Annotated in this window: 9 protein-coding genes; 4 read left to right on the top strand and 5 right to left on the bottom strand. The window is 66.0% G+C overall.

Annotation, left to right across the window (positions count from 1 at the left end; genetic code table 11):
• Window positions 1-52 precede the first annotated feature (52 nt).
• The 4 genes from PMI04_RS21130 to PMI04_RS21115 all read left to right on the top strand — a co-directional run bounded on the left by PMI04_RS21130 (window position 53) and on the right by PMI04_RS21115 (window position 7,645).
• Window positions 53-1,189: an efflux RND transporter periplasmic adaptor subunit gene (locus PMI04_RS21130; RefSeq protein ID WP_007715498.1), complete on the top strand. Its 1,137-nt coding sequence runs from the start codon at window positions 53-55 to the stop codon at window positions 1,187-1,189.
• A 9-nt stretch (window positions 1,190-1,198) separates the two neighbouring features.
• A complete protein-coding gene (locus PMI04_RS21125; RefSeq protein ID WP_007715496.1) occupies window positions 1,199-4,360 on the top strand; it encodes an efflux RND transporter permease subunit in 3,162 nt (1,053 codons plus the stop codon).
• Window positions 4,357-5,727 (top strand): efflux transporter outer membrane subunit, encoded by a 1,371-nt coding sequence (locus PMI04_RS21120; protein WP_007715493.1) that lies wholly within the window; start codon window positions 4,357-4,359, stop codon window positions 5,725-5,727. The genes PMI04_RS21125 and PMI04_RS21120 overlap by 4 nt, the downstream gene beginning before the upstream one ends.
• Before the next feature lie 301 nt (window positions 5,728-6,028).
• On the top strand, window positions 6,029-7,645 hold the full coding sequence (locus PMI04_RS21115) for an alpha-glucosidase (RefSeq protein WP_007715489.1): 1,617 nt from the start codon (window positions 6,029-6,031) through the stop codon (window positions 7,643-7,645).
• A 101-nt stretch (window positions 7,646-7,746) separates the two neighbouring features.
• Here PMI04_RS21115 and PMI04_RS21110 read toward each other — a convergent pair whose 3' ends face one another.
• From PMI04_RS21110 to PMI04_RS21090, 5 genes are read right to left on the bottom strand one after another with little or no spacing between them, the layout of a single operon-like run.
• Complete coding sequence (locus tag PMI04_RS21110) at window positions 7,747-8,745, bottom strand: nitronate monooxygenase family protein (protein ID WP_007715487.1); 999 nt, start codon at window positions 8,743-8,745, stop codon at window positions 7,747-7,749.
• Window positions 8,745-9,908 (bottom strand): acetyl-CoA C-acetyltransferase, encoded by a 1,164-nt coding sequence (locus tag PMI04_RS21105; protein ID WP_007715485.1) that lies wholly within the window; start codon window positions 9,906-9,908, stop codon window positions 8,745-8,747. The genes PMI04_RS21110 and PMI04_RS21105 overlap by 1 nt, the downstream gene beginning before the upstream one ends.
• A 3-nt stretch (window positions 9,909-9,911) precedes the next feature.
• Window positions 9,912-10,703: an enoyl-CoA hydratase-related protein gene (locus PMI04_RS21100; RefSeq protein ID WP_007715483.1), complete on the bottom strand. Its 792-nt coding sequence runs from the start codon at window positions 10,701-10,703 to the stop codon at window positions 9,912-9,914.
• Complete coding sequence (locus PMI04_RS21095) at window positions 10,703-11,464, bottom strand: 3-hydroxyacyl-CoA dehydrogenase (RefSeq protein WP_007715480.1); 762 nt, start codon at window positions 11,462-11,464, stop codon at window positions 10,703-10,705. Before PMI04_RS21095 ends, PMI04_RS21100 begins: the two co-directional genes overlap by 1 nt.
• Before the next feature lie 22 nt (window positions 11,465-11,486).
• Window positions 11,487-12,671: an acetyl-CoA C-acyltransferase gene (locus tag PMI04_RS21090; RefSeq protein WP_007715478.1), complete on the bottom strand. Its 1,185-nt coding sequence runs from the start codon at window positions 12,669-12,671 to the stop codon at window positions 11,487-11,489.
• Window positions 12,672-12,677 lie beyond the last annotated feature (6 nt).

Below are 12,677 nucleotides of genomic sequence, written 5' to 3'. Positions count from 1 at the left end.
TCGCGATCAGGCGATCGTCGGCGCTGCCTGCCGGCGGTAACGATGTGAAGCCATGCCCATTTTCGCAGAGCGCCGGAGCCTCCGGGTCGCACCGATTGCATTATGCATCCTGATCACCGCTTGCGGACAGGAAAAGGCACCCAAAAAGGGGCCTGCGGAAGTGGGCGTGGTGACATTGACGGCCCAGAATGTGACGGTGTCTTCGGAATTGCCGGCGCGTACCGTGTCGACGATGCAGTCCGAGGTCCGGCCGCAGATCACTGGCGTGATCCAGAAGCGGCTGTTCACCGAAGGGTCGATGGTCACGGCGGGCCAGCCGCTCTACCAGATTGACGAGCGTCTCTATCGTGCATCGCGCGACGAGGCCCAGGCGGCACTGGTGAGCGCGCAGGCGACGGCTGTGGCGGCACAGGCCAAGGCGCAGCGCTATCGCGGGCTGGGTGATACCGAAGCGGTGAGCGCGCAGGATCGCGATGATGTGATCGCGACCTCGCGTCAGGCGGCGGCGGCCGTCGGCCAGGCCCGTGCCTCGCTCGACACCGCCAATGTCAATCTGACCTTCACCCAGGTCCGTGCGCCGATCAGCGGCCGGATCGGCCGGTCGGCCTTTACTCCGGGCGCGCTCATCACCGCGAGTCAAACCGATCCGCTGGCGACGATCCAGCAGCTTGACCCGATTTTCGTCGATATCACCCAGTCGAGCGCGCAGTTGCTCGCGCTGCGCCGGTCGCTGGCGTCGGGCCAGACGCTGCCGGCCAGTGCTACCGTTCGGTTGAAGCTGGACGATGGCTCCACCTATCCCCAGGCGGGGCGGATCGAATTTGCCGAGCCGATCGTCGATCCCGACAGCGGCACCATCACCCTGCGCGCCCGCTTCCCCAATCCCGACGGTCTGCTGCTGCCCGGCATGTTCGTGCGCGTGGTCGCGCCCCAGTCGGTGGTGCCCAATGCCATTCTGGCGCCGCAGCAGGGCATCAGCCGTGATGCCAAGGGCGATGCCACCGCGCTGGTGGTGACGAAGGACAACAAGGTCGAGCGCCGGTCGGTCGTCGCGGCGCAGGCGATCGGCGACAAATGGCTGATTACGTCGGGGCTGAAGGCGGGCGACCGCCTGATCGTCGAGGGTACCGACAAGGTGCAGCCCGACGACAAGGTCAAGCCGGTGCCCGCCACCCAGGCCGCGAAGTAGGAGCGCCGCGTGCTGAGCCGTTTTTTCATCGACCGCCCGATTTTCGCCTGGGTCATCGCCATCGGTATCATGATGGCCGGCCTGGGGGCCATGCTGAGCCTGCCGATCGCGCAATATCCCGATATCGCGCCGCCGTCCGTCGGTATCAGCGCCACCTATCCGGGCGCGTCGGCCGAGACGGTGGAGGCCAGCGTCACCCAGGTGATCGAGCAGCAGCTGACCGGCATCGACGGCCTCATGTATTTCTCCTCCTCGTCGACCGCGACGGGGCAATCGCGCATCACCGTCACCTTCAAGAAGGGCACCGATCCTGACACCGCGCAGGTGCAGGTACAGAACAAGGTGCAACAGGCGCTGAGCCGTCTGCCCAGCGCGGTGCAGCAGCAGGGCCTGACCGTCACCAAATCGCAGACCGACTTCCTGATGGTGGTCGGCCTCTACGATCGCACCGACAAGGCGACCCAGTCCGACATCGCCGATTATCTGGTCAATAATTTCCAGGATCCGATCGCCCGCATCGACGGCATCGGCGCGACGCAAATCTTCGGTTCGCAATATGCGATGCGGATCTGGCTCGATCCTTACAAGCTGGCGACCGTCAAGCTGATGCCGTCCGACGTCGAGACGGCGATCAGGGCACAGAATGTCGAAGTGTCAGCCGGCCAGATCGGTGCCGATCCCGCGCCGGTGGGGCAGCAGCTCAACGCCACGGTCACCGCGCGCGCACGCCTGCAGACGCCGGACCAGTTCCGCAACATCGTGGTGAAGACCCGGACCGACGGTTCGGTGGTGCATCTGTCCGATGTTGCGCGGGTCGAACTGGGCAATGAAAGCTATACCACCACCGCGCTGATGAACGGTCACCCCGCATCGGGCATGGCGCTGCAACTCGCGCCCGGCGCCGACGCGCTCAAGACCGCCGAACTGGTGAAGACCAAGGTCGCCGAGCTGTCGTCGAACCTGCCGCACGGCTATACCATCGCCTTCCCCCGCGACACCACGCCCTTCATCAAGCTGTCGGTGAACGAGGTCATCCAGACGCTGATCGAGGCGGTGCTGCTGGTCGTCGTGGTGATGTTCGTCTTCCTGCAGAGCTGGCGCGCCACGCTGATTCCCGCGATCGCCGTGCCGGTCGTGTTGCTGGGCACCTTCGGCGTGCTCGCGCTGTTCGGCTATTCGATCAATACGCTGACCCTGTTCGGCATGGTGCTGTCGATCGGCTTGCTGGTCGATGACGCGATCGTCGTGGTCGAGAATGTCGAACGCATCATGGAGGAGGAGGGGCTGTCGCCCCGCGACGCGACGATCAAGTCGATGCTGGAAATTGGCAGCGCCCTGGTCGGCATCGCACTGGTCCTGTCGGCGGTCCTGCTGCCGATGGCCTTCTTCGGCGGATCGACCGGCGTCATCTATCGCCAGTTTTCGATCACCATCGTCTCGTCGATGCTGCTGTCGGTGCTGGTCGCGTTGGTGCTGTCGCCCGCACTGTGCGCCACCATCCTGAAGCCGATCGACAAGGAAAAGCGCGAACGCGGTATCGCCGGCAAGTTCAACCGCTGGTTCGAGCGGATGACCCATGGCTATGTGCGCCGGGTTGGCGCGGTCATCAACCGGCGGCTGCTGTTCTGGGGTGGCTATGTCGTGGTGCTGGGTCTGCTGTGGCTGCTGTTCGTGCGCTTGCCCACCAGCTTCCTGCCGGTCGAGGACCAGGGCCAGGTCATGGTGCAGATCACCCTGCCGGCCGGCGCCAAATCGTCGCGCACCGCCAATGCGGTGGAGCGGGTGCAGAGCTATTTCCTGAACGACGAGAAGGACAATACCGCCTTCGCCTTCATCATCTCGGGCTTCAGCTTCCAGGGGCAGGGCGAAAATACGGCGCAGGGCTTCATCAACCTTGCGCCCTGGGACGACCGCAATGGCAGGGCGAACAGCGCCGGTGGCATCGCCATGCGTGCCAACAAGCAGTTGTCGGCGATTCGCGATGCCAAGGTGCTGGCGTTGACGCCACCATCGATCCGCGGCCTTGGCCAGTCCAACGGTTTCACCTTCGAGCTGTTGAACACGGGCGGTCTCAGCCGTGCGCACTTCCTGGAACTGCGTAACCAGTTGCTCAAGGCGGCGAATGCCGACCCCAGCCTGTCGGGCGTGCGCGCCGCGACGCTGGAGGATACGCCGCAACTCAAGGTCGATATCGATACCGAGAAGCTGGCCGTACTGGGGCTGACCCAGAGCGACGTCGACGATGTGCTGAGCTCGGCCTGGGGTAGCACCTATGTCAACGATTTCATCGATCGCGGTCGGGTGAAGCGCGTCTATATGCAGGCAGACGCCCCCTATCGCGCGCTGCCCACCGATATCCAGAACTGGCAGGTGCGCTCCAGCAGCACGGGCGAGATGGTGCCCTTCTCCGCCTTTGCCTCAACCCATTGGACCATGGGGCCGACCACGGTCGCGCGCTTCAACGGTCAGTCCTCCTACGAAATTCAGGGCGAGCCGGCATCCGGTTCCAGCTCGGGTGCGGCAATGGACCGGATGGTGGAGCTGCAAAAGCAGTTGCCGGCGGGGACCAGCTATGCCTGGAGCGGCCTCAGCTATCAGGAGCAACTGTCGGGTGGGCAGGCGCCGCTGCTCTATGGGCTGTCGGTGCTGGTCGTGTTTTTGTGCCTGGCCGCGCTGTATGAAAGCTGGTCGATCCCGCTCGCGGTGCTGCTGGTCATCCCGCTCGGCCTGATCGGCGCGGTGGTCGCGGTGTGGGCGCGCGGGCTGGAGAATAATATCTACTTCCAGGTGGGTCTGCTGACGACCATGGGCCTGGCGGCAAAGAATGCGATCCTGATCGTCGAGTTTGCCGAGCTGGCGCATCGTAACGGTCGCAATGCGCTGGAAGCGGCGCTGGAGGCTGCCCGGCTGCGCTTCCGTCCGATCCTGATGACCAGCCTGGCCTTTATCGCGGGCGTCATTCCGCTCGCCATCGCCACCGGCGCGGGCGCGCAGAGCCGCGTCGCGATCGGCACGGCGGTGGTCGGCGGCATGGTGACGGCGACGGTACTGGCGATCTTCTATGTGCCGCTCTTCTTCGTCTCGATCGCCCGCCTGTTCGGCATGGACAAGAAGAAGCCGGGCGGCGAGCCGCCGGCCCAGGACGCGCCCGTGGACGGAGTGCCCGCATGACCCGCGCTGCATGGATGATGATGCCGCTGTCGACGCTGGTGCTGGCCGGGTGCGACATGGCGCCCAAATATGTCCGGCCGCAAACGCCGGTGGCGCCGGCCTTCCCCACGGGTGAGGCCTATGCCGCGGCCAGTGCCGAGCCTGCGGGCCTGCCCTGGACCGCGTTGATCGGCGATACCCGGCTCAAGACCGTGATCGAGCGGGCGCTGGCCAATAATCGCGACCTGCGCGTGGCGCTGGCCAATGTCCAGTCGGCACGGGCGCAATATAAGGTCGAGCGGGCAGCGCAGTTGCCGACGATCACCGGCGATGCGGCGGCGAGCTTCAGTCGCCAGAATGACAATCGGCAGAATAATTATAGCGCCGATATCGGCTTCAGCGCGTTCGAGATCGATCTGTTCGGCCGGGTCAAGAATCTGACCCGATCGGCGCTCGAATCCTATCTGGCGACGCAGGAAGGGATGCGGTCGACCCGCATCACCCTGATCGCCGAGACGGCGAACGCCTATGCGACGATGGCGGCGGACCAGGAATTGCTGACCCTATCGCGCCAGACGCTGGCGAGCGCCGAGCGCAGCCTGAAACTGACGCAGATGCTCAATTCATCGGGCCTCGCCGGCAAGCTGGACGTGCATCAGGCCGAGACGACGGTCGAGCAGGCGCGCTCGGACATAGAGGCGAATGTCACCCAGGTGGCGCAGGACCGCAACGCGCTGGAACTGCTGGTCGGTGCGCCGGTCGAGGAGGCGCTGTTGCCGCAATCGCTCGACAGCCTGTTGCAATCGACCGCGAAGGTGCCCGCCGGCCTCTCCTCCGACGTGCTGTTGCAGCGGCCCGATGTGTTGCAGGCGGAGCATCAGTTGAAGGCTGCCAATGCCGATATCGGCGCGGCGCGAGCGGCGATGTTCCCCAAGATCAGCCTGACCACGGCGATCGGCGTGGCCAGCTCTGCCCTGTCTTCGCTATTCAGCGATGGTGGTTTTGCCTGGTCGGGGGCACCGTCCGCCAGCATGCCGATCTTCGGCGGCGCGGCGCGCGGCAATCTGGATTACAGCAAGGCGCAGCGCGACCTCTATGTCGCGCAATATGAAAAGGCGATCCAGACCGCCTTCCAGGAAGTGTCGGACGGGCTGGCGCGGGCCGGCACGATCGACCGGCAACAGACGGCGCAGCAGGCGCTGGTGACGGCGAACCAACGTTATTATGCGCTGGCCGACCAGCGTTATCGGGCTGGCATCGACACCTTCCTCAATTCGCTGACCAGCCAGCGCTCGCTCTACAGCGCGCAGCAGTCGGCGATCGCGACTGAGCTGGCGGCGGTGCAGAATCGCATCCTGCTCTACCGGGTGATCGGCGCCGACCAATAGGCGCTGATCCCCCTCTTCTCCCGCTTTTCTAGGCCCGCGAATCCTGCTATTCTGCGCGCATAAAGAAGAAGGAGAGGGCCATGGCATTTCTGGCTCGGTGTCTGGACTGGCTGTGCGGCATTTGTGCATCCGCCGCGCAGGACGAGTGTGTCATCAACCAGCTGATCTCCAGCGTGGCGCGATCCCGGCATACGCCCTAATTTCTTCGCATCTGCAACATAGTTCTTCACCTGCGGGGTCTGCCGTGTAGACTGGCGTTGCGGCATGATGCGCCGCAGGCTTGGGACATGGGGTGGCGCAGATGGCTCCCGACGGTCGTAATGCAGGCGATCGGCCCTGGTGGAAGGGCGCGGTCCTCTATCAAATCTATCCGCGCAGCTTTCAGGATTCGAACGGCGATGGCATCGGCGACCTGCCGGGCATCACCGCACGGCTGGAGCATGTCGCCCGGCTGGGCGTGGACGCAATCTGGATTTCGCCCTTCTTCCCCTCGCCGATGCGCGACTTCGGCTATGATATTGCCGATTATTGCGGGGTGGACCCGATCTTCGGCACGCTTGCCGATTTCGACGCGCTGGTGGCGCGCGCGCATGCACTAGGGCTCAAGGTGACGATCGACCAGGTCTATGCCCATAGTTCCGACCTGCATCCCTGGTTTACGGAAAGCCGGCAGGACCGGGGCAATGCCAAGGCGGACTGGTTCGTCTGGGCCGATCCCAGGGCCGACGGCACCCCGCCCAACAACTGGCAATCGGTGTTCGGCGGCCCGGCCTGGACCTGGGACGCGCGGCGGCGGCAATATTATATGCACCAGTTCCTGACCAGCCAGCCGCAGCTCAACGTCCATAATGGCGCGGTGCAGGATGCGCTGCTGGCGGCGATGCAATTCTGGCTGGACCGGGGCGTCGACGGCTTTCGCCTCGATGCGCTCAACCATGCGATGCACGACCCGGAATTGCGCGACAATCCACCCGCGCCCGAGGGGGAAGGGCCGCGCACCCGGCCGTTCGACTATCAGATTCGCCGTTACAGCCAGTCGCATCCCGGCGTGGTCGATTTCGTCGCGCGCATACGCGACCTCACCGACCGCTATGGCGCGATCTTCACCGTGGCGGAGGTGGGCGGCGACCTCGCCGAGCAGGAGATGAAGGCTTATACGGCTGGGGAGGATCATCTCAACAGCGCCTATGGCTTCAACTTTCTCTATGCCCCGGCGCTGACCCCCGGCCTGATCGCCGACACGCTGGCGCGCTGGCCGGACGAACCGGGCATGGGCTGGCCGAGCTGGGCGTTCGAGAATCATGATGCGCCGCGCGCCTTGTCGCGCTGGTGTGCGCCGCAGGATCAGGCGGCCTTCGCGCGGGTGAAGATGCTGCTGCTGATGGCGCTGCGCGGCAATGTCATCCTCTATCAGGGCGAGGAACTGGGCATCACCCAGGTCGATATCCCGTTCGAGAAGCTGCAAGACCCCGAGGCGATCGCCAACTGGCCGCTGACCCTGTCGCGCGACGGTGCGCGCACGCCGCTGCCCTGGTCGGTCGATGCGGCGGAGGCGGGCTTCACCGATGGCGAGCCCTGGTTGCCGCTGGGCGCGGAGAATGTGGCGCGGGCGGTGGCGGCGCAGGAGGGGGACCCCGCCTCGCTGCTCCACTTCACCCGCGCGATGATCGCGCTGCGCAAGGCGAATCCGGCGTTGCGCCATGGGCGGCTCGACATCATGCGCGCGGATGACCAGTGCCTGGCCTTCCGCCGGGTGGCAGAGGATCAGGCGCTGACCTGCATCTTCAACCTGTCGCCGACGCCCGCGCCCTGGCCAGAGGAAGTGGAAGGGCGCGGCGAGATCATTGCGGCGATCGGCGATGCCACGCCGGGGATGGACTTGCCACCTTATGCGGCGCTGCTGCTGGCACAGGATTAGGGCTGGCGCGGCGAAGTCTCCCTCGTCATACCGGCCTTGCTAGCGGAAGGAAGCGGGATGCCGGGTCAAGCCCGGCATGACGTGAGACAGAGATGGGTGTCTCAGCCCACCGCTGCCAGTTCCGGCGTGACGAAGCCGGCGAGGCGGCGTTGGATGATGGCGGTGGCGTCGTCGACGATGCGGGTGATGAGATCCTGGCAGGTCGGGATATCGTGGATCAGGCCCTGAATCTGCCCGGCCCAGATCAGGCCCGCGTCGAGATTGCCGGTTTCGAGTGCGACCCGGCCCTTGGCGCCCGACACCAGCGGCTGGATGTCGGGGAAGACCGATCCTTCGCGCAGCGAGATTTCGACCACTTCGTCCGACACGCTGTTCTTGGCGACACGGCCGGTATTCTTGAACTTGCGGAAGATGAGGTTGGTGCCGCGTTCGTCATTGTCGACCAGAAACTGCTTCACATTCTGGTGGATCGGCGCCTCGACCGTGGCGCAGAAGCGGGTGCCCATATTGATGCCTTCCGCGCCCAGCGCCAGCGCGGCGGCGAGGCCGCGCCCGTCGCCGAAGCCGCCGCTGGCGATCATCGGGATGCTGAGCTTGTCGGCCGCCGCCGGGATCAGGATGAGGCCGGGAATATCATCCTCGCCTGGATGGCCGGCGCATTCAAAGCCGTCGATCGAGATGGCGTCGACGCCCATCCGCTCGGCCGACAAAGCGTGGCGGACGGCGGTGCATTTATGGACGACGATGATGCCATGCGCCTTGAAATCGTCGACATGTTCCTGCGGCTTGTGGCCGGCGGTCTCGACGATCTTCACGCCGCTGTCGATGATCGCCTGGCGATATTCCGCATAGGGTGGCGGATTGACCGAGGGCAGGATGGTGAGGTTCACGCCGAACGGCTTTTCGGTCATCGTCCGGCAGCGATCGATTTCGCGGCGCAAGTCGTCCGGCGTCGGCTGGGTCAGGGCGGTCAGGATGCCCAGGCCCCCGGCATTGGAGACGGCGGCGGCCAGTTCGGCGCGGCCGACCCACATCATGCCCCCCTGCACGATCGGATGTTCGATGCCGCACAGCTCGGTGAAACGCGTCTTCAAAGCCATTAGAGTGCCTCCACGATCGTCACATTGGCGATGCCGCCGCCTTCGCACATGGTCTGCAGGCCATAGCGCTTGCCCCGGGCCTTGAGCGCATGGATCAAGGTGCTCATCAGCTTGGTGCCCGATGCGCCGAGCGGGTGGCCGAGCGCGATGGCGCCGCCATTCACATTGAGCTTGGCCGGATCGGCGCCGATCGCCTTGAGCCAGGCCATGGGGATGGAAGCGAAGGCCTCGTTCACCTCGAACAGGTCGATATCGTCGAGCTTGAGGCCCGAGCGCGCGAACGCCTTTTGCGTGGCGGGGATCGGCTCTTCCAGCATGATGACCGGATCGCCGGCGGTGACGGTCAGGTTGACGATGCGGGCGAGCGGAGTGAGGCCGAAGCGCTTGATCGCCGCTTCGCTCGCCACCAGCACGCCCGACGCGCCGTCGGTCATCTGGCTGGCATTGGCGGCGGTGATGGTGCCGCCCTCCTCCAGCGTCTTGACGCTGGCCATCGCCTCCATCGTGCCGCCGCGGCGCACGCCGTCATCGGTGTCGAACAGGCCTTCGGGCGTCAGGACGGGGACGATCTCCGCCTTGAAGGCGCCGCTGTCGATCGCGGCCGCCGCCTTGGCATGGCTGGCGAGCGCATAGGCATCCATATCCTCGCGGGTGAAGCCATATTTGTTGGCGATCGCCTGGGCGCCATGGAACTGGCTGAATTCGGCGACGCCATAGCGTTTCTGGATGCTCTTGGGCCAGGGACCATCGCCCAGGCCGGCGGCGGCGTGAAGCTGGAAGTTGGACCCCATCGGCACGCGGGTCATGCTTTCGGCGCCGGCCGCGATCACCAGATCCTGGGTGCCGGACATGATCGCCTGCGCCGCGAAATGCAGCGCCTGCTGCGACGAACCGCACTGACGGTCGATCGTCACGGCGGGCACGCTGTCGGGCAGCTTGGAGGCGAGGACGAGGTTGCGGCCAAAAGCGAAGCTCTGTTCGCCCGCCTGGCTGACGCAGCCGACGATGACGTCCTCGATAGCGGCGGGATCGATGCCGGTGCGGTCGACCAGCGCGTTGAGAATGGTGGCGCCCAGATCGGCGGGGTGGACGTCGATCAGCCCGCCCTTGCGGGCGCGGCCGCCCGCGGTGCGGACGGCTTCGACAATATAAGCTTGTGCCATGGGTCAGGCTCCTCTGAAATTCGGGGTGCGCTTGGCGAGCAGGGCGGCGAGCCCTTCCTGTGCCTCGCCGGCGCCGGCGACCGCCATCGATCGGAGTTCGCGGTCGAGTTGGGTCTCGAAACCGGTGTCGAAACTGTCGTGCAGCAGGGTGCGGGCGGCGCCATAGGCGGCGGTCGGGGCGTCGGCGAGGCGGGCGGCGAGCACCAGCCCTTCGGCCTTCAGCGCATCGTCATCGACCAGCCGGGTGACAAGGCCGATCGCTTCGGCTTCTTCGCCCTTGATGCGGCGGTTGGTGAGGATGATTTCCTGCGCGCGGCGCAGGCCGACGAGGCGCGGCAGCAGCCAGCTGAGCCCGCCATCGGCGGTGAGGCCGATCGCGCCGTAAGCGGCGGTATAATGGGCGGAGCGGGCCGACAGCACGACATCGCCGAGGATGGCCAGGCTGAAGCCTGCGCCCGCCGCCGGACCGTTGACCAAAGTCACCAGCGGCTTGGCCATGCGGGCGAGACGGGTGACGGCGGCGTGGAAGGTGGCGATGAGTTCGGTGAGGACGGTGGGGAGTTGTGCCCCCGCGCCGCCCATCAGGCCGACATCGCCGCCGGCGCAGAACAGCTTGCCATTGCCGGTGAGGACGACGCAGCGGACCGCCGTATCGCCCTCGCAGCGGATGGCGGCGTCGAGCAGCGCGCGGGCGAGCGGCAGGTCGATTGCATTGCCGACCGCCGGACGATCCAGCGTGATCCGGGCGATGCCGTCGGCGATCGCCAAAGTCACGCCGCTGCCCGACCCGCTCATCAGCGTGGCGCCATGCGGATGGCGCCGTCGAGGCGGATCACCTCGCCGTTCAGCATCGGGTTGCGGACGATCGATTCGACCAACTGGGCATATTCGGCCGGCTTGCCGAGGCGGCTGGGGTGGGGCACCTGCGCGCCCAGCGCATCCTGCACATGCTGGGGGAAGGCCTCCAGCATCGGCGTCAGGAAGATGCCCGGCGCGATCGTCATGACGCGAATCTTGTGCTGGGCCAGATCACGGGCGATTGGCAGGGTCATGCCGACCACGCCGCCCTTCGACGCGGAATAGGCCGCCTGGCCGATCTGGCCGTCATAGGCCGCGACCGAGGCGGTGTTGACGATGACGCCGCGCTCACCGTCAATCTCCTCGGCCGCTGCCGCGCGGGCGGCGAATTTGGAGATCATGTTGAAGGTGCCGATCAGGTTGACGGTCACCGTCTTGGCGAAGCTGTCGAGCGGGTGGGGCACATTTTCCTTGCCCACCGTCTTCACGGCCGGAGCGATGCCGGCACAGTTGACGAGGATGCGGGCAGTGCCATGGGCGGCTTCCGCCGTGTCGAGCCCGGCGGTGACGCTGGCATCGTCGGCAACATTGACGCCGACATAAAGCCCGCCAATCTCGGCGGCGACCGCCTTGCCGGCGTCTTCATTGAGATCGAAGATCGCGACCTTGGCGCCCTGCGCGGCGAGCATGGTCGCGGTGGCACGGCCCAGGCCGGAGGCGCCACCGGTGACGATGGCGGCCAGTCCCTTGATATCCATTATCTGTCCTCTCCCGGCAGAATTATACGAGTTCGACGGCCATGGCGGTCGCTTCGCCGCCGCCGATGCAGAGGCTGGCGACGCCGCGCTTGAGGCCGCGCGTTTCCAGCGCGCCGAGCAGGGTGGCGACGATGCGCGCGCCCGATGCGCCGATCGGATGGCCGAGCGCGGTGGCACCGCCATTGACGTTGAGCTTGTCGGCCGGGATGCCCAGTTCCTTGGCGGCGATCATCGCGACCACGGCAAAGGCTTCGTTGACCTCGAACAAGTCGACATCCTCTACCGACCAGCCGGCCTTTTCCAGCAGCTTGCGCATGGCGGGCACCGGCGCGGTGGTGAACTTGGCGGGCTCATGCGCATGGCCGGCGGTGGCGACGACCTTGGCCACGATCTTCAGGCCCTGCTTTTCCGCGACGCTCTGGCGGGTCATCACCAGCGCGGCGGCGCCATCCGAAATGGACGAGGCATTGGCGGCGGTGATGGTGCCATCCTTGACGAAGGCGGGCTTGAGGCCGGGGATCTTTTCCGGCCGGGCCTTGCCGGGCTGTTCGTCGGTGTCGATGATTGTGTCGCCGCCCCGGCCCGAAACGATGACCGGGGTGATTTCGCGGACGAAGGCGCCGCTGCCGATCGCCGCATTGGCACGGTCGAGCGAGCGGATGGCATAATCGTCCTGGTCCTGGCGGGTGAACTGATAGTCGCGCACCGCCTCTTCGGCGAACACACCCATCGCCTTGCCGGGTTCGTATGCGTCCTCCAGGCCATCCATCATCATCGTGTCGATGATGCGGTCATGGCCGATGCGGGCGCCGCTGCGATGCTTGGGCAGGGCATAGGGCGCGTTGGTCATGCTCTCCATGCCGCCGGCGATGACGATGTCGGCCGCGCCCGATGCCAGCGCCTCATGCGCCATGATCGCCGCCTGCATGCCCGAACCGCACATCTTGTTGACGGTCGTTGCCTCGGTATTGAGGCCAAGGCCCGCGCCGAGCGCCGCCTGGCGCGCGGGCGCCTGGCCGAGGCCGGCAGGCAGCACGCAGCCCATATAGATGCGATCGATGGCGTCGGTGGCGACGCCGGCCCGCTCGACCGCGGCCTTGACGGCGGTGGCGCCAAGGTCAGTCGATTTCAGTGCCGACAGCGCGCCCTGAAAACCGCCCATCGGGGTGCGGGCATAGCTCGCAATGACTACCGGATCATCCTGCATCCAAAT

Origin of the sequence: Sphingobium sp. AP49 (genome assembly GCF_000281715.2) — a bacterium.
In the GTDB taxonomy this organism is placed as follows: domain Bacteria; phylum Pseudomonadota; class Alphaproteobacteria; order Sphingomonadales; family Sphingomonadaceae; genus Sphingobium.
The sequence above is the reverse complement of the archived record's forward strand: the minus strand, read 5'-3'. Positions and strand labels throughout refer to the sequence as shown.

Coding starts and splice junctions, on each gene's coding strand:
- PMI04_RS21130 (WP_007715498.1), top strand. CDS start 53: ATGCCCATTTTCGCAGAGCGCCGGAGCCTCCGGGTCGCACCGATTGCA.
- PMI04_RS21120 (WP_007715493.1), top strand. CDS start 4,357: ATGACCCGCGCTGCATGGATGATGATGCCGCTGTCGACGCTGGTGCTG.
- PMI04_RS21115 (WP_007715489.1), top strand. CDS start 6,029: ATGGCTCCCGACGGTCGTAATGCAGGCGATCGGCCCTGGTGGAAGGGC.
- PMI04_RS21110 (WP_007715487.1), bottom strand. CDS start 8,745: ATGGCTTTGAAGACGCGTTTCACCGAGCTGTGCGGCATCGAACATCCG.
- PMI04_RS21105 (WP_007715485.1), bottom strand. CDS start 9,908: ATGGCACAAGCTTATATTGTCGAAGCCGTCCGCACCGCGGGCGGCCGC.
- PMI04_RS21100 (WP_007715483.1), bottom strand. CDS start 10,703: ATGAGCGGGTCGGGCAGCGGCGTGACTTTGGCGATCGCCGACGGCATC.
- PMI04_RS21095 (WP_007715480.1), bottom strand. CDS start 11,464: ATGGATATCAAGGGACTGGCCGCCATCGTCACCGGTGGCGCCTCCGGC.
- PMI04_RS21090 (WP_007715478.1), bottom strand. CDS start 12,671: ATGCAGGATGATCCGGTAGTCATTGCGAGCTATGCCCGCACCCCGATG.